Source organism: Okeania sp. SIO2C9 (genome assembly GCF_010672455.1).
GTDB lineage: Bacteria > Cyanobacteriota > Cyanobacteriia > Cyanobacteriales > Microcoleaceae > Okeania.
Genome location: NZ_JAAHGO010000012.1, coordinates 530,811 through 549,500, shown reverse-complemented (window position 1 = coordinate 549,500; position 18,690 = coordinate 530,811). Strand labels below are relative to the sequence as shown.

Annotated in this window: 6 protein-coding genes; 2 read left to right on the top strand and 4 right to left on the bottom strand. The window is 35.7% G+C overall.

What is annotated here, in order from left to right; translation table 11 throughout:
- Nucleotides 1-1,168: 1,168 nt before the first annotated feature.
- The 3 genes from F6K23_RS12710 to F6K23_RS12700 all read right to left on the bottom strand — a co-directional run bounded on the left by F6K23_RS12710 (nt 1,169) and on the right by F6K23_RS12700 (nt 11,269).
- Nucleotides 1,169-2,920 carry a bifunctional serine/threonine-protein kinase/formylglycine-generating enzyme family protein gene (locus F6K23_RS12710; protein ID WP_293155535.1) on the bottom strand — a complete coding sequence of 584 codons (1,752 nt, stop codon included), beginning with the start codon at nt 2,918-2,920 and terminating at the stop codon, nt 1,169-1,171.
- A gap of 1,809 nt (nt 2,921-4,729) precedes the next feature.
- Entirely contained in the window at nt 4,730-9,643 is a 4,914-nt protein-coding gene (locus F6K23_RS12705) for a bifunctional serine/threonine-protein kinase/formylglycine-generating enzyme family protein (RefSeq protein ID WP_293155533.1), read from the bottom strand.
- Nucleotides 9,644-10,786: 1,143 nt separating this feature from the next.
- Nucleotides 10,787-11,269 (bottom strand): KGK domain-containing protein, encoded by a 483-nt coding sequence (locus F6K23_RS12700; protein WP_293155531.1) that lies wholly within the window; start codon nt 11,267-11,269, stop codon nt 10,787-10,789.
- Between the two features lie 442 nt (nt 11,270-11,711).
- On the opposite strand from F6K23_RS12700, the gene purD reads away from it, so the two are divergent.
- Nucleotides 11,712-12,983 (top strand): phosphoribosylamine--glycine ligase, encoded by a 1,272-nt coding sequence (gene purD, locus F6K23_RS12695; protein WP_293155529.1) that lies wholly within the window; start codon nt 11,712-11,714, stop codon nt 12,981-12,983.
- A 192-nt stretch (nt 12,984-13,175) separates the two neighbouring features.
- Here the strand turns inward: purD and F6K23_RS12690 are convergent, their stop codons facing one another.
- Entirely contained in the window at nt 13,176-14,879 is a 1,704-nt protein-coding gene (locus tag F6K23_RS12690; protein ID WP_293155526.1) for a GH3 auxin-responsive promoter family protein, read from the bottom strand.
- 571 nt (nt 14,880-15,450) lie between these two features.
- Here F6K23_RS12690 and F6K23_RS12685 point away from each other — a divergent pair.
- Nucleotides 15,451-17,631, top strand: coding sequence for an ATP-binding protein (locus F6K23_RS12685; protein ID WP_293155523.1), 2,181 nt, complete (start codon nt 15,451-15,453; stop codon nt 17,629-17,631).
- Nucleotides 17,632-18,690 lie beyond the last annotated feature (1,059 nt).

The following is an 18,690-nucleotide window of genomic DNA, read 5'->3' as shown; positions in this document are numbered from 1 at the left end:
TGAAGACCCGCGCTCTCCCGAAGGGGAGCGTCGTATGGGAAAACCGATCAATTTTGCGGTTTCGTCAATAGTGTGTTAGAGTTAGAAATATGGCTGCTGGGCTAGCAGTTTCAGTCTGTGGAGCGACTGTAAGACCGAAAAGAGGCTCGACCTTGGAGGCTGGTGCATTGAAGCAGAAAGGCCTAATCAGCGATGGTTAGGAATCCCGCGCTGTACCGTCAGGTCAGCGTCGGGAGGATGTCAAACAAGATAAGATACCAATACTTAAATTTTACCAAAAAATGAGGGTATGTGCCTCCCCTTTTAAGGGGATGAAAAAAATATTTAGTTCAGTATTTCAAGCCTCCGACTTCAGTCGGAGGTTCACTGATAACTGATAACTGATAACTGATAACTGAAATGACCAGTACTATTGTGAAACGCTGTCCCCCTACTTGGTTGAATAAAAAATCATGCGTGTATACGAACAACCCCCACTTTTTAAATCGGATCGCGAATTTTTGGGAAGTGCAAGGGCAAAAATCTTTGCGACGCGGTTTTTTTAGAGCTTCACAGAATGATTTTTTCCTCTCTTTTAGCCTCAGCCTATACTTATCTTATATAGATATAGAAGAAGAGGACAATTATGCTGTTTGCGCAGCATGACCAAAAAATAAGGTCTCATATCAAATCCGGTAGCATCGGTGTAATTAGATGGTGAGTAGGGGAGTTAGGGAGATGGGGAGATGGGGAGTAAGGGAGTTAGGGAGATGGGGAGTAGGGGAGTAGGGGAGTAGGGGAGTTAGGGAGATGGGGAGATCGAGAAATATTTAGTAATGGTTGAAGATGGAACATTTTTTACGTGCCGAATTAAACGGATTTGATATCAAACCTCCCCTTTCAAGGGGATGAAAAAAAATAAAGTTCCATATTTCAAGCTTCTGACTTTCCTACGGAATGCTGCGCAAACAAGCAGAGGTACTGATAACTGATAACTGAAATGACCTAGGAAAGGAAAAATTCTGCTTTGTCTAGGTTTTAAGCTTTTTAATAAGCTGTAGCTGTTTTGGATTTAAACCATATATCCAATTTTTGTCAAAGGGAACACCGGATCTGGGAATATAGAATCTGGGAATATAGAATCTAAATGATTCAAAAAACAAAAGGAAAATAGCAGACCGGAAAAATACTAAAATGACAAGCAAACCACCCGGAAACCCACATTGTTAATGCAGATATTTGTATTATCCCAGTCACGATCAGCGCTTCGACACCACCAGGGATAGTCATTCCAACTACCTCCACAGAGCACTCGTAACTCACTATTTTCCTTACTTTCCCAAGCATTGCCATCAGTGGGAATACCTTCATAGCTATTATGCCAAATATCCTGACACCACTCGTCTACATTCCCGTGCATGTCATATAAACCAAAAGCATTGGGAGGAAAACTTCCCACATCGGTAGTATGTTCTCGATATTTACCTTTAGGTGCATTGTCATAAGTATACTTACCATTGTAGTTAACTAAATCAGTGGTAATAGTAGGGCCAAAATAAAAAGGAGTAGTCGTACCAGCGCGACAAGCATATTCCCACTGACTCTCACTGGGTAGTCTGTAGGTTTTCCTAGTCTTCTCAGATAGCCTTTGACAAAATTCTGTAGCGTTATGCCATGTCACTCTCTCTACTGGGCGGTTTCCTCCTATAAAATAAGAAGGATTTTCCCCCATAATCACTAAGTATTGGTCTTGAGTAATGGGGTATTTACTCATACAAAAAGCTTGAAGAGTTACTTTACGCTGGGGACTTTCTTTATCAGTTCTTCCAGCTTCGTTTTTCGGTGAACCTATGAGAAAACTACCACCAGGAATATAAACCATTTCTAATTTAATACCATTACCTAAATCTTCTATTTTTTGCCTCGCATTTCTCTGGGTGCGCTTGATGATTTTGCCAGAGTTATTGACCGTCACAACCTCAAAAGTAAACCTTTCTCCTTTTGCTACTTCTTTTGTAAATATTGGAAATTTTTTTGGCTTGTAAATAGAGTTGATTTTTTTTTGATATTTAGGGTTAACAACCGATAATATCTCTCCTACATTTTGAAACCTTTTCTTGGTCGCTCCCATAATCATTTTATCTAATAGTTTAGCAACTTCATCACTGACGGTAAACTTTAAATATTCTCGCCACACCCATTCACCTTCACTCACATCAAATAAATCAAAAGGTTCTACCTGAGTTAATAAATGAATAGAAGTCACACCCAAACTATAAATATCGCTAGCAAAAGTTGCTTTTCCTAATGCTTGTTCTGGTGCAGCATATCCTGCCGAACCAATTACAGTTCCTGTCACAGCTAAAGCAGTCTTTGTTGCATATTTAGCTGCCCCAAAATCTACTAATAATAATTGGTTATCTTTTCTTCTCCTAATAATATTCTCTGGTTTTATATCTCGATGAATTACCTGTCGAGAATGAATAAATTCCAATACGGGCAATAAACTTTTTAACAACTCCCAAATTTGCCTTTCATCAAAAGTTCCTGACAACTCTAATTCCTGTTTTAAATTTTGCCCGTCTATAAATTCTTGCACTAAATACTGTCGGTTATCCTGAGTAAAATATGCCAAAAGTTCGGGAATTTGTGGATGTCTACCTAAACTATCTAAACGTTCAGCTTCTTGGGCAAATAATGAGGCAGCTTTTTCTAGGTTTTTGGTTCCTTGAGCTTGAGGAAAAAATTGTTTAATTACACAAAAAGGTTTTGATGGTCTGTACTCATCTACAGCTTGAAAAGTTCTGCCAAAACCACCTTGCCCAATAATTTTTAGAGCGCGATAACGTTCGACTAAAATTAATTTTTCACCGCAGCTTTGACAAAATTTTGTTTCTGGTGGGTTGGTTTTTAAACAATCTGGGTTTAGGCATTGGGTCATGGTTGCTCTCCTGATTTTATCTTCTTAGTTTCTACTTCTTTCTACTTCAATAGAATTCCCGATAGGTAGTAAGGATAATAAAAAGTATGGAGATATCTGTTTTATTTGTAGGTAGGTTCAAGAATTTAGAATTAAGAATTTAGAATTTAGAATTACCTCTCCTTTAAAACGGATAGGATTGACTAATCATGAAATTTTTTCTTTTTATCCCCTTAAAAGGGGAGGCTTTATACCACAGTTTTTCGGTAAAGATTTTCTCACCCTAACATTAAAAATCATCTCGGTTTTGTAATTTGGAGTAAAAATAGGTTCTGGTAATATAGCAACTCTATAGTTGGTTGTGATAAAAATTATCACAGTTAATTCTAAATGAAAACCTTGGAAATTCTGTACGTCGCCAATCCGACAGCTCCCCTACCACCAAAATATTACAACTTAAATAGGATTTATATAAGTATTGACTATTTGACACTCTACGGGATAAATCCGCGTGGATTCTAAAGGTAGTTTAAACAGGGGATAAATCCACCTATTTAAACTTCTCATTTAGTTGAGGGATTGTCATTTACCCCTACCTTTAAATCATCCATACCCATTACAGATACAGCTTTCTGATTTCACCCAGGGGTTAAAACCGCCTGGCTCTTATCTTCGTCTTAAACTTTGGTAGAAACAATTGCTTTATTTCGAGCGATCGCTGATGAGTTAGATTTGGATTAATTAGGGCGTGACCGATCTAATCTAAAAGCATTGACATATAAAGACAAGTCCCTTTTTGGGGTCGAATTGCAGTGCGCCTGTTTCAGTCATTAACGCTCAAAAAGTTATTATTTTAGGCGCATAGTTGGTCAGAACAATCTTGGGACAAAACGCCCGCTCCTACCTCCTCGCTCCCGACCCATTTCTCCTGTATCCTACCCCTACTAAAAGACTTTTTCAGCAAGCCCTAATTAGATTAGGTTTTAGGTTTGAATAGTTTGGATGCAATTAGGAGGATGTCTAATTCAGTCTTAATTTATAAATATGAATTTTAGAAAATATACAACTTATCCTAATATTTACTACTTCTTCTAAGTTTTATTTATCTATATAAGGCTTTGAGTTTTAAAATTTTAAACTTTGTCATTAATCCATGACAAAATCGAAGAAAAAATTTTCCTATTCTCTAACGAAATTTCAATCTTTTTAGCTCTTTTGCTCAATTTTGTAATATTATAAGTAGTGATATAATCTGTAGCTATTTTATTACTTAACAAGATTTTGAAGCTGCAAATGCTTATGATTTCGTTGTTTTGGGAGGCGATCGCTCTTTATTTTCCTTACCATAAATGACTAATTTTTCTCTCCTCATTTTTCGGTAGGTTGATTGATTAGCTATTTTGTGGTATAGACCTTTGGATTCTGTAAATACTAATCTTTAATTTGAGTTTTTCCCTGACTTCTACTTGATACTTTTTCTTCTTTAAATGTCTGAAAAGATTTGAAAGACTTTAAATTAGCCTTTTTGTCGGATGCCAGAAGCGATTGGGGGAATTTTCCTACTCTTCCATAACTTGATTAAATTGATGTTAGCTACTTTTATTGGTATTGACTAAAAAATCATGCGCATATACGAACACCACCCAATAATACAGATAGTATCACAATTTTTGGGAGAAGGCAAGCTGATTTTACTCCCGGCGCGACACTTTTGAAGCTTCACACAATGAAGATGTTTGATGATTAAGGTAGCTGTGAATCAAGGAGATAGCTTCCTCAAAAAAAATCGCCACTTGCTGAGGCGAGAATGAAAGAGGGAAAAACAGGAAACTAAAAACCAGGTAAACAAACAATACGAAAACCACCCCGGGAATTACGTTCATAGGAATAGAAGCTATGGCGACAGGCACTCCGACAACTCCTAGTAAGGTTGCACCAACAACCACCACGAAGCACTCGTTTATTACTATTGCCTGGACTTTCCCAAGTACTTCCGTCAGTAGGAGAACTATCATAGTTATCGTGCCAAATATCTAGACACCACTCCCAGACATTTCCGTGCATATCATATAAACCAAAAGCATTGGGAGGAAAAATTCCTACTTCGGTTGTTTTTTGTCGATACTCACTTTGAGGAGCTTTGCCATAAGTATAGTTGCCATTGTAGTTGGCTAACTCAGACGTTATAGTTTCTCCAAAATAGAAAGGAGTAGTTGTACCTGCGCGACAAGCATATTCCCACTGACTCTCACTGGGCAGTCTATAAATTTTTCCAGTTTTTTCAGATAGCTTTTGACAGAACTTTTTCGCGTTATGCCATGTCACTCTTTCTACTGGGCAGTTTTCTCCTTTAAAGTCAGAAGGATTTTCTCTCATAATTGCTAAATATTGGTTTTGAGTAATGGGGTATTTACTCATATAAAAAGGTTTTAGGATTACTTGATGCTGAGGGCTTTCTGCATCATATCTGTGTAGTTCATTTTTCGGAGAACCCATAATAAAACTTCCCCCAGGAATATAAACCATTTCTAATTTAATACCATTACCTAAATCTTCTATTTTTTGTCTGGCACTAACGGGGGTGCGGTTGATGATTTTGCCAAAATTATTGACAGCTACTACTTCAAAAGTAAATATTTCTCCTATTTCTGTTTCTGGTATTGATTCTGGAAATGTTTGTGGTGGAGAAGTTTGATTAATAGGGGATGGTGCTGTTAAATTTTGAGATTTTTGTTGTGGAGGGGTAAACTTTTTTTCTGTTGGATAAGTCTGGTTAATCAGCGACAAGATTTCTCCTGGATTTTGAAATCTTTTGTTAGTTGTATCCACAGTCATTTTATCCAAAGAATTTCTTACTTCCGAGGTATACCAGACAATCCGAAAACCCCTGTAGTGGATAAGGTTGTTACCATCATTGTCGTAACGTCTGGCACTCCGACAATTCCAAGAATAGTTGTACCAACTACCGCCACGGAGGACTTTTATGTTGCTATCTCCCCTAGTTTGCCAAGCACTTCCATCATTAGGTGCACCATCATAATTAATGTGCCAAATATCTAAACACCATTCCCAAACATTGCCGTGCATATCGTATAAACCAAAAGAATTTGGAGGAAAATTTCCCACTTCGGTTGTTTCTCCTCGATATTTATCTTTAGGGGTATTACTGTAAGGATAATTACCGTCATAGTTAACTAACTCAGACGTTATAGTTTCTCCAAAATAAAAGGGAGTAGTTGTACCTGCGCGACAAGCATATTCCCACTGACTCTCACTGGGCAGTCTATAAATTTTTCCAATTTTCTCAGAGAGTCTTTGACAAAATTCTGTGGCGTTATGCCATGTCACATTTTCAACTGGGTGACTTTTTCCTGTAAAGTGAGAAGGATTTTCTCCCATAATTGCCTGATATTGTTCTTGAGTAATGGGATATTTACTCATATAAAAAGGTTGGAGAGTAACTTGATGTTGCGGACTTTCATCAGAGCTTCTTCCTTGTTCGTTTTCTGGGGAACCCATAATAAAACTTCCCCCAGGAATATAAACCATTTCTAATTTAATACCATTACCTAAATCTTCTATTTTTTGTCTGGCATTACCGGGGGTGCGGTTGATGATTTTGCCAAAATTATTAATAGTCACTACTTCAAAAGTAAATATTTCTCCTATTTCTGATTCTGGTATTGATTCTGGAAATGTTTGTGGTGGATAAATTTTATTAATAGGGGATGGTGCTGTTAATTTTTGAGATATTTGTAGTGGAGGGGTCAAGGTTTTTTCCCTTGGATAAATTTGGTTCATAACTGACAATATTTCCCCTGTATTTTGAAATCTTTTGTTAGTTGTATCCACAGCCATATTATCCAAAGAATTTCTTACTTCCGAGGTATACCAGACAATCCGAAAACCCACACTTATGCCAAATTCGACGCTATAGTAGTAGCTACGCCAAGCACTCCGGCAACTCCTAGAACGTTTGAGCCAACTCCCACCACGGAACACCCTTCTAAAACTATATCTTCCACTTTCCCAAGCACTTCCATCATTAGGTGCATCATCATAGTTATTGTGCCAAATATCCAGACACCATTCCCAAACATTGCCGTGCATATCGTATAAACCAAAAGCATTTGGAGGAAAACTTCCCACTTCGGTTGTTTCTCGTCGATATTTATCTTTAGGGGCATTACTATAAGGATAATTACCGTTATAGTTAACTAACTCAGACGTTATAGTTTCTCCAAAATAGAAAGGAGTAGTTGTACCTGCACGACAAGCATATTCCCATTGACTCTCGCTTGGCAGTCTATAAATTTTCCCAGTTTTCTCAGAAAGCTTTTGGCAAAACTCTACTGCTTCATGCCATTTCACATTTTCAACTGGGCGACTTTTTCCTTTAAAGTGAGAAGGATTTTCTTTGGTAATTGCCTGATATTGTTCTTGAGTAATGGGGTATTTACTCATATAAAAAGGTTGGAGAATCACTTGATGTTGCGGACTTTCATCAGAGCTTCTTCCCTGTTCGTTTTCTGGGGAACCCATCAGAAAATTTCCCCCAGGAATATAAACCATTTCTAATTTAATACCATTACCTAAATCTTCGATTTTTTGTCTGGCACTAACGGGGGTGCGGTTGATGATTTTGCCACAATTATTAATAGTCACTACTTCAAAAGTAAATATTTCTCCTATTTCTGATTCTGGTATTGATTTGAGAAATGTTTGTGGTGGAGAAGTTTCATTAATAGGGGATGGTGCTGTTAATTTTTTGGATATTTGTAGTGGAGGGGTTAACTTTTTTTCCGTTGGATAAGTCTGGTTCATAACTGACGATATTTCCCCAGAATTTTGAAACTTTTTCTGAAAATCAGGCAACAAGAGAATGCGGAAACCCCAGTAGGTGCCGTAGTAGTCAGCATTATTTCTAATACGGCGAGCACTTCGACAAAACTGAGGATGTATGTTCCAACAACCACCACGAAGAAGTCGTTGACTACTATCCCCTTCATTTTCCCAGGGACTTCCATCAGTAGGTGCACCGTTATAGTTATTGCGCCAAATGTCCAGACACCATTCCCAGACATTGCCGTGCATATCGTATAAACCAAAAGCATTGGGAGGAAAACTTCCCACTTCGGTTGTTTTTTCTAGATGTTTACCTTTGGGGACGTTGCCATAAATATAGTTACCGTTGTAGTTAACTAACTCAGACGTTATAGTTTCTCCAAAATAAAAAGGAGTAGTTGTACCTGCGCGACAAGCATATTCCCACTGACTTTCACTGGGTAGTTTATAAATTTTCCCAGTTTTCTCAGAGAGTCTTTGACAAAATTCTGTGGCGTTATGCCATGTCACTTTTTCTACTGGATGGTTTCCTCCTTTAAAGTTAGAAGGATTTTCTCCCATAATGGCTTGATATTGATTTTGAGTAATGGGGTATTTACTCATATAAAAAGGTTGGAGAGTAACCTGATGTTGAGGACTTTCACTATTAAGTCTTTCAACTTCTTTTTCTGGGGAACCCATGAGAAAACTTCCACCAGGAATATAAACCATTTCTAATTTAATACCATTACCTAAATCTTCTATTTTTTGTCTGGCATTACCGGGGGTGCGGTTGATGATTTTGCCACAATTATTAATAGTCACTACTTCAAAAGTAAATATTTCTCCTATTTCTGATTCTGGTATTGATTCTAGAAATGTTTGTGGTGGAGAAGTTTTATTAATAATGGGTGGTGCTGTTGATTTTTGAGATATTTGTGGTGGAAGGGTAAATGTTTTTTCCGTTTGATAAGTCTGATTAATCAGCGACAAGATTTCTCCTGGATTTTGAAATCTTTTGTTAGTCGCCCTGACAATCATTTTATCCAACAAATTTCCTACTTCATCACTCACCTTTGACTTTAAATAATCTCGCCATATCCACTCACCTTCACCCACGTCAAATAACTTAAAAGGTTCGACTTCAGTTAATAAATGAATACAAGTTACGCCCAAACTATAAATATCGCTAGAAAAGGTTGCTTTTCCTATTGCTTGTTCGGGAGGAGCATATCCTTCAGAGCCAATAATAGTTCCTGTCACAGCTAAAGCAGTCTTTGCCACAAATTTCGCTATGCCAAAATCTACTAATATAATATTATTCTCTGGCGAGCTAGAAGCTCGCACTGGATTAATTTTATCTGGCGAGCTAGAAGCTCGCACTGGATAAAATTGATTATTATTTTTTCTCCTAATAATATTCTCTGGTTTAATATCTCGATGAATTACCTGTTGAGAATGAATAAATTCCAATACGGGCAATAAACTTTTTAACAACTCCAAAATTTGTCTTTCATTAAAAGCTCCTGACTTCTTTAATTCCTGTTGTAAATTTTGCCCGTCGATAAATTCTTGTACTAAATACTGTCGATTATCTTGAGTGAAATATGCCAAAAGTTCGGGGATTTGTGGATGTCTACCTAAAGTATCTAAACGTTCAGCTTCTTGAGCAAATAATAGAGCAGCTTTTGATAAATTTTTCGGTTCTTGTAATTGGGGTAAAAATTGTTTAATTACACAAAAAGGCTTTGAGGGTTTAAATTCATCCACTGCTTGAAAAGTTCGACCAAAACCACCCCGTCCAATAATTTTTAAGGCGCGATAACGTTCGACTAAAACTAATTTTTCATTGCAACTATGACAGAATTTGGCTTCTGGTGGGTTTAATTTTAAACAATCTGGATTTAGGCATTGAGTCATTTCAGTTATCAGTTATAAGTTATCAGTAGTTCGTGGAATAGGGAGGCTTGAAATATTGAAATTTATTATTTTCATCCCTTTAAAAGGGGAAGTCTGAGACCTTATTTTTTGGTCATAGTTTATAATCTGATTTTATCTTCTTAGTTTTTAATTATAACTACCGCGATTGTAAATATTTAGTTTCTGCCATAGCTCTAAGTATTTCTTTTCCAAAATAATACTTTCATATTGATAAATTTGAGCTATAAAAGTTGCTGGTCTATTTCAAGCAAATTTTTCTATTTTTTCTAGAGTTTTGATAATTTTTCCAGTGAATTAATGACAGAAAAAATTGGTAGAAGGTCAAAAAATCTGACATTTGCCCTAGTAGCTACTAATTTTTATCTAGTTCAATCTTCGGTATTTTCATACTTTAGTTCAGCCAGCTACATAGGGTTTGCTGAAAAAGTTTTATGGGTGAGGGTAGGAGACAGGAGAAAAGCGAATGAGCGAGGAGGTAGTAGTAAGAATTGTCCTTTGATTTTTCTGCCCCACTATGAGCCTAAAATAATAATTTTTTGAGCATGAAGAGTTGAAAAGCAGGCACTTTTTTCGATTCCAAAAAGGCTAAAACCTTTATCTGTAAATACTTTTAGATTTAATCAGCAAGCCCTACATAGCTAATGTGTGGTAGAAAACTTTCATCGTAAATTTCAAATATTGTTTCAACATAAGTCAAAGCTTTTATAACTTGATTTTTTCCCAAATATTGGTCAATCAAGAAAATAATTTATGATTTTTTTAGCTTGGTTCGATAATATTTTGTTTTTCAGAGAAGAGAATTTTTACAAAAGTTTTTTATAAGTTTCACTCCAGCTTATATCATCTAATGGCTTCCGGTTCAATAGTTAAATATGATCTCAATTATAGCTCTATTTCAAAATTAGCTTTCCCATACTGAAATGACTGATAATTATATTGATATTGTCTATATTATTCTGGCAAAAAAAATCAACATAACCTTTTGAGTTTCAGTTTTAATTGGCACCAATAACTATCACCAATTTTTACTTAATTTTTTCTAAAACATCAGTGAATAAAGAAAACAATTTATCTTTCTTTAGCTTAGTTTGGTAATTTTCTGTTTCTCAGGGAAGATAATTTTCACAAAAGTTTTTTATAGGTTTCACTTTGACGAATATTATCTAATGGTGATTCCGGTTCAAGAGTTAAATATGGGCAAAATTCAAGTTCTATTTTAATTTCTGATTTTGGGTTGCTAAATTGAGAATTATAATTGAATTCTCTATTGTCTTCTGGTAAAAAATCAACATAGTTTTTGAATCTAAGTCTACCTTTTTGCCAACTACTATCACCCAGTCTTAAGAGTTGACATTCTATTTCTTCAGTCACTGATTCCCATTTGCTAGTATTTAATCCTATCCCTACTTTCTCATCGACTCTAAGCCCTCGACTTAATTCACTAAAAATTACGAAGGTATTTTGCTGCCTTGAATAAATTTTGTTTTTTATTTGCTGTAAATACAATTCTTTAAATCTCCCAACTATATATGTATGTTTCAATCCATGTTGCTCAAATAATAAAACATCATCGTCATTTTTAAGCAATTGAAAATTCTCACTCATATTAACCAACTCATCTAAACAAGCAATCTTTACTATATCAACTTAACTACCTACACTTATCTTTAGTGATACTTTTATACTTTATTTAAAATTTAACTTTATCTACTTGATAACTAATACCAAATCTGTTTATTATAGACTGATTATAACGTGAGGCTTAACGAAGTCAGAATCAAAAGTCAGAAGTCAGAAGTTAACCAACCCCTAACCCCTCCCAGGAGGGGAAATAGGGGATGGGTGAGCAACTCTCCAAAAATATTACGCCTTAAAAGGCGGGGTTTTAGACCCATATTATTTTGATAAAATTATCAGGTGAAGCATAAAATAGATATCTATAAATCAACTTTTCTAAATCAGATTGAACATCAAAGTCTTCTCTCTTAGATAACTAAAGCCTTCTTCCTTCTTCCTTCTTCCCTCTTACTTCTTAACTTAAAAAAACGTGAAAATATTAATAGTAGGTAACGGCGGTAGAGAACACGCGATCGCCTGGAAATTATCCCACTCTCCCCAAGTTCAACAAATATTTTGTACCCCAGGTAACGGCGGTACTGCCACCTTGCAAAAATGCCAAAATATACCCATTCCAGTTGAAGACTTCTCAGCCCTCAAACAACTTATTGCCGACCAAAATATTTCCCTAGTAGTTGTCGGCCCAGAAATACCCTTAGCCCTGGGCATTACTGACTATCTACAACAACCAAACCTCAAAATATTCGGCCCCACCAAAGCAGGAGCCATTCTCGAAGCTAGTAAATCATGGGCTAAAGATTTCATGGCCGAAGCAAATATTCCCACGGCCAAATCGGCCACCTTTACCAGCGCCGAAACGGCCAAAGCTTACATCAAAGAAGTTCCCATAGTGGTCAAAGCAGATGGTCTAGCTGCTGGAAAAGGAGTTACCGTTGCTACTACAATTGAAATGGCTCATCATGCCATAGATGGCATATTTCAAGGAGAATTCGAGCCAGATACCCAGTCTGTGGTAATCGAAGAATTTCTCACAGGTCAAGAAGTATCAGTTTTAGCCCTCACCGATGGATTAACTATTCGTCCCCTATTACCAGCTCAAGACCATAAACAAGTGGGTGAAGGAGATACTGGACTCAACACTGGAGGTATGGGCGCTTATGCTCCCACTCCCATCATTACGCCGGAACTAATGACCAGAATTCAACAAGAAGTTCTAGAACCAACCTTGACTAATTTGCAAAAACGTGGTATAGACTATCGAGGCATTGTTTATGCTGGACTAATGATTAGTCCTCAAGGAGAGCCAAAAGTCTTAGAATTTAACTGTCGGTTCGGCGACCCAGAAACTCAACCTATTCTCTCTCTGCTAGAAACTCCATTAGAAGAATTATTGTTGGCCTGTTGTGAACAGCGTTTAGCTGAGTTGCCCCCGATAAATTGGAAACCAGGAGTAGCAGTGTGCGTAGTTTTAGCCTCCGGGGGTTATCCAGAAGCTTATGAGAAAGGTAAAGTAATTTCTGGAATAGAAAAAGCGGAAGCTACTGGGGTAACTGTATTTCATGCTGGAACTAAATTACAGGAACAACAGTTAGTAACTGATGGTGGCCGTGTATTGGGAGTAACAGCAATAGGGTCTGACTTTTCTGAAGCTAGGGCAAAAGCTTATGCTGCTGTAAATTATATTCAATTTGAAGGAATGTATTGTCGTCGAGATATAGGTAGTCGGGTTTTTGACAATTAGAAATCAGAATTAATTGATATTTTCATGTAATATCATGTCCGGATAATAGCGCGATAAAAAACTTTCTCCTTCAACTCCAGTTCTTCTTCTTCCTTCCCTTCTAAATCCTGACTTCCCCTCCCAGGAGGGGTTAGGGGTGGGTTTACTCCTGACTCCTCAGCCGTTATTTATTTATAACTGTTCAACCGGACATCATGTAACAAAGCCATTTGTTGTTGTGATTCGATTTTCCTGAATTAATTTAATTAATTCTGGTTTACGAGCATATCGAGGAATTTTTATCTGGATTTCTGGTGTACCTTTAGCTGCTAAAATTTCTACCGCAGTGCGAAATGTCCCCTGTTGAACTAAGAAAACTTGTGCTTTATCAATTGCATTCAGGATACGTTTTATCTCGTAATAAGAATTAGCTATTTTTAAATTTTTTTCTAATTCTTCACTTAATGTATTCTCTAATTGAGAAATTTGTGTAGCTGAAAGTTGAGAATAATCTGCTAATTCCACAAAGAAAAGATAACGTTGGGGTGAATAATTAAAATCAATCATAGTGGTAAAATCAATCAAATCATAATATTGACTTTCCACAGCTTGATTAATACTCCAAAGACTCATCTCTTCTGTAGTTCTTTCTGCTGCTATATCTAATAAAGTTCCCGAACGACCAACTAATTCATAGATTGGTAATTCATTGTAGTAATCAATAACTTTAATAATATCTCCAATGCGGTAACGATAAAACCCATTAGAATGGGTCATTACTACCTCATAACTTTCTCCTTTTTTCAGTTGATAAACTTCTAATGTAGTGGGATGAGGAGAAGTCGTTTCAGTAAGGGGTGTATATTCTGTGTATCGTTCTTGTGGTACAGGAAGAAAATGAGCAATATGTTTTCCAGGCCAAAGATTAATACCGAATAAACCTTCACTTCCACCATAAGTCGCAGAATAAATAGGTACATTACCAATATAAGGTTGACACTTTTCTACATAAATACTAAAAGTTCCACCAGCTAAACATCTGATATATTGTAGATTTGGCCACAGTCGAGTTGCGATATTTTTAAATCCTGCTTCAAATAAGTGTAAAAGTTCCTCCGCTCTTTGGGGACTGGGTTCAATTTCATGGGATAATTTTTGTTTAATTTCTGGATCTATTACAAGATAATCGTTACTAATTATTCCCAAGCGAATATCTTCTACCATTTTTTGCCAATTTTCTTCAATACATCGGAAAAAATCTAAGACAGCTGTAGCAAATGTGCTGTGTATATATAGAATATCAGGGTTTTTTAAAGCATAAAAAGCATGAAGATAAGTGGCAGTCTGATTATGGGTGATATAAAATACTTCTTTAGGAGAAATAAAAGGAAATGGTTCTTTTTTCATTACTTCTGGAAGTTGTGCAGATGAAGCAAAACCTACTCTGATACCATTTTGATTTTTGTACTCCAATCCATTAGCATGAACTATTAATAGAGATAGATGAGATTCTTTGATTAAAGGAAAGGCTTGATGAACTGCACCTTGAATTAGTAAACTCCAGGGAAAATAAGAAATACTTTTCGTGACAGGAATAAGTTTTTGCTTCGATACACTTGTAGTTCCTGAACTTCTAGCAAAGAAAATAGGTGTATCTTTCGACAAGATATTTTCTTCACCATCAAACATTCGTTGTATAAAAGATTCATAATGATTGTATTTAGTTATTGGATGAATTTGTTTAAATTCTTTAAGATTAGTAATTTTTGCAAAATCATATTTTTTACCGTATTCTGTGTCTTTATTATGAGATAAAATTTTTAAAAGGGTTGACTCACTAATGGATGCAATTTGTTGAGAATCTTCCTCAAATTGTTTTTGGGTTTGCTCGATTTGTTCTTGAATATTATTAAACATTCTATTATTATGAAATTATATATATGCCGCTAATGGGAGCTGAACTTGAAATAATGCTCTTGCTTGCCTTTATAATCACATTTTGATTAAGTTATCAACTGGGAGTATAGGAACGTTCAAACTTGGTCTTTACCGAATAATTAATAATTAATAATTATCAATTAAATAATTCAGCTTTATTAGCCTCCCCTTTAAAGGGGAAAAAAAGAAACAATATTTCCTTATGTTCAATCCTCTCAGTTTTAACCAGAGGTAATTATCCATTATCCATTAATGAACTTCTCGGCTAATAACTTAAGACGGGACAGTAGACAGGGTAAAAGTTTTCTATCCAGGTTCTGCTGAATAAATCTATAAACCCCTAATTTTCAGATTTCATGCAGCAAAACCTATCTACTACATAGAACTACATAGAACTACCAACTTTCTACTCTCCATTCTCTTTGACTACAACTAACAAATAAAATCAATATAACCTTTTAGAGATTCCTAACTATCCTAGTTAATATATTATAGAGTCGAGAAGTAATTTTAACTTTTGACTTTTGACTTTTGACTTTTGACTTTTAAAATGCTTCCCCTCCTAAAAAAAATCGGAGAAATTATCGCTAACTGGTGGTCTGAGTTTACCCTCCAGACCAAACTCATGGCAGTTGTCACCCTGATGGTGTCTTTGCTAATGAGTAGTTTTTCTTTTTGGGCGGTAAATACTATTCAACAGGATGCTCGTCTCAATGATACTCGCTATGGTCGAGACCTGGGACTATTATTGGCTGCAAATGTCGCTCCCCTAGTGGCAGAAGGCAAACGCAACGAAGTAGCTCGTTTTTCTCGACTTTTCTACAGCAGCACCTCTAGTGTACGTTATATGCTCTACGCGGATGAGGAAGGAAAAATTTTCCTTGGTCTGCCTTTCTCAGAATCAGAGGTAAAAACGTCCCTGACTTTACGCCGTCGCATTCAACTACCGGAAGATTTTATGGCCAATGTAGAGGCAGGAAATTTGTCTGTCCTACCGATGGTGCGACAACATTTAACTCCTAATGGAGAATTAACAGATGTTTTTATACCCTTAATTCAAGATGGTCAATATTTAGGGGTTTTGGCAATAGGAATTAATCCTAATCCTACTGCTGTTATTTCTTCAAATCTTACTAGAGATGTTACTTTGGCAGTGTTTGTTTCGATTTGGGCAATGGTAATTTTAGGGGCGGTGTTTAATGCTTTGATTATTACTAAACCGATTAAGGAATTATCAGAAGGTGTGAGAAATATTGCTCAGGGAAATTTTAAGCAAAGGATTGATTTACCATTTGGAGGAGAATTGGGGGAATTGATTTTTAGCTTTAATGAAATGGGAGAGCAGTTAGAAAATTATAAGAAGCAAAATATTGAAGAATTAAGAGCAGAAAAAGCTAAGTTAGAGACTTTGGTTTCGACTATTGCTGATGGTGCTTTATTGTTGGATGCTAATCTACAACTTATGTTGGTTAATTCTACTGCTAGGCGAATTTTTAGTTGGGAAGGCAAAAATGTTGTGGGTGAAAATGTTATTGATTATTTGCCTGTAGCTGTACAAATGGAGATTAGTAGACCGCTTTATCAAATAGCTGGAGGAGAAATAGAAGGTGGTGAATATTGCTGCACTTTGGATGAACCAAATAAACGTACAATTAGAGTGTTATTAACAACGGTTTTGTTGCATAGAGCGCCAGGTAAAGAGTCTCTTTGTCAAAGTTGTATTTATGATGCAGATGATACTTGTAATTCTATTGAACGTCCTGAAGTTATTGAATGTACTCTTTATGAAGATAAATTAGAAAAAGGTTTAAATTCTGAGTACCGAGATAGTCTGAAAGGAATTGCGATGACTGTGCAAGATATTACCCGCGAAGTAGAGTTAAATGAAGCTAAAAGTCAGTTTATTAGTAATGTATCTCACGAGTTAAGAACTCCTCTGTTTAATATTAAGTCTTTTATCGAAACTTTGTATGAATATGGTGAAGATTTAAGTGAAACAGAAAGAGGGGAATTTCTGGAAACTGCTAATCATGAAACAGACCGTTTGACTCGTTTAGTTAATGATGTTTTAGATTTGAGTCGTCTAGAATCTTGTCATATTTATCATCTAGATGCTGTTGATATTGCTCAACCTATAGAACAAACTTTAAGAACTTATCAACTTAATGCTAAAGATAAGGAAATAGAATTAAATTATGAGATAGAACCTAACTTACCTTCTGTAGTGGGTCATTATGATTTATTGTTACAAGTATTTGCTAATTTAGTGGGCAATGCTATGAAATTTACTGAAGCAGGGGGAAAAATAATGATTCGAGCATATACATTAGAATCTGACTCTGAAATTTGCAATATTGAAGCTCAACAAATTGAAGAGGGGGGATGGATAGTTTCTCCTCCTCCTCCTCGACCAATAGATTTACATTTACCTTCAGAACCAAGTTGTCAAAAGTTTGTCAGAGTTGAAATTTCAGATACAGGAAGTGGTATTGAACCTGAAGACCAAGAGGCTATTTTTGAGAGGTTTTTCCGAGTAGAAAATCGAGTTCATACTTTGGAAGGAACTGGTTTGGGTTTGTCTATTGTCAGGAATATTATGGATAAGCATCATAGTAAGGTTCAGTTAGTTAGTGAACTTGGTGTGGGTACAACTTTCTGGTTTGATTTACCAGTTTTTGAACAAAATATAGTATCAGAAGAAAGTCAATTATTAGATGTAACTCAACTTTAGAAGAAGGAAGAAGGAAGAAGGAAGAAGGAAGAAGGAAGAAGGAAGAGGGAAGAAGGAAGAAGGAAGAAGGAAGAAGGAAGAAGGAAGAGGGAAGAAGGAAGAAGGAAGAGGGAAGAGGGAAGAGGGAAGAGGGAAAAATATTACGTTGTATGAGTTTTAAGTTTTGGATATTTTCTAACCTTTCCTTCGACTGCCATACCAGTTTTTAAGTAAGATATAGTATCAGAATAACTATAATTATTTAGATGTAACTCAACTTTAGAATAATTCAAAAGTTAAAAGTAAAAGTATTACTTTGTATGAGTTTTAAACGATATTTTCTAACCTTTATTTCGACTGCTATACCAGTTTTTTATCCAGATATAGTATCAGAATAACTATAATTATTTAGATGTAACTCAACTCTATAACTAGGGAATAGGAATCAGAGTTTTAAACTTTTTATATATTGGGCGATCGCTGAAAAATTATTTAAGACTGCTATATATACTGGGTACAATTTTCGGATTTTATTTACCAGTTTTTGAGTCAAATATATAGTTATTTCAGTTGAGATTGAGACAAGGATTTTTTGCTTTGAAAGAGTTTCAGCTAAAAAAGTGTTTCATTCTTATTTTAAATGACTATAGTATCAGAAAAAAATTAATTATTTAGATGTAACTCAACTCCAGAACTAGGCAACAGGAATCAGGGTTAAAAATTTTTTATCTATTGAGTAATGACTGAAACATTATTCAAGATGACTATATATACTGGGTACAATTTTCTGGTTTGATTTATAGGAGAAGGAATAAGGAAGAAGGAAGAAGGAAGAAGGAAGAAGGAAAAAGGAAAAAAATTACGTTGTCTGAGTTTTAAGGTTAGGACATATCCAAAGCTTTCCTTCAACTTCTATACCAGTTTTTGAGTCAGATATAGTATCAGAATAAAATTAATTATTAGATGTAACTAAACTTTAGAATAATTCCAAAGGAAAAAGTAAAAATTCCAAAGGAAAAAAATTACGTTGTCTGAGTTTTAAGGTTAGGACATATCCAAATATTTCCTTCAACTTCTATA

What these genes read in the sequence shown, in the direction of transcription:
- F6K23_RS12685 (WP_293155523.1), top strand. Translation starts at nt 15,451, where the DNA reads ATGCTTCCCCTCCTAAAAAAAATCGGAGAAATTATCGCTAACTGGTGG.
- F6K23_RS12705 (WP_293155533.1), bottom strand. Translation starts at nt 9,643, where the DNA reads ATGACTCAATGCCTAAATCCAGATTGTTTAAAATTAAACCCACCAGAA.
- F6K23_RS12700 (WP_293155531.1), bottom strand. Translation starts at nt 11,269, where the DNA reads ATGAGTGAGAATTTTCAATTGCTTAAAAATGACGATGATGTTTTATTA.
- F6K23_RS12690 (WP_293155526.1), bottom strand. Translation starts at nt 14,879, where the DNA reads ATGTTTAATAATATTCAAGAACAAATCGAGCAAACCCAAAAACAATTT.
- F6K23_RS12710 (WP_293155535.1), bottom strand. Translation starts at nt 2,920, where the DNA reads ATGACCCAATGCCTAAACCCAGATTGTTTAAAAACCAACCCACCAGAA.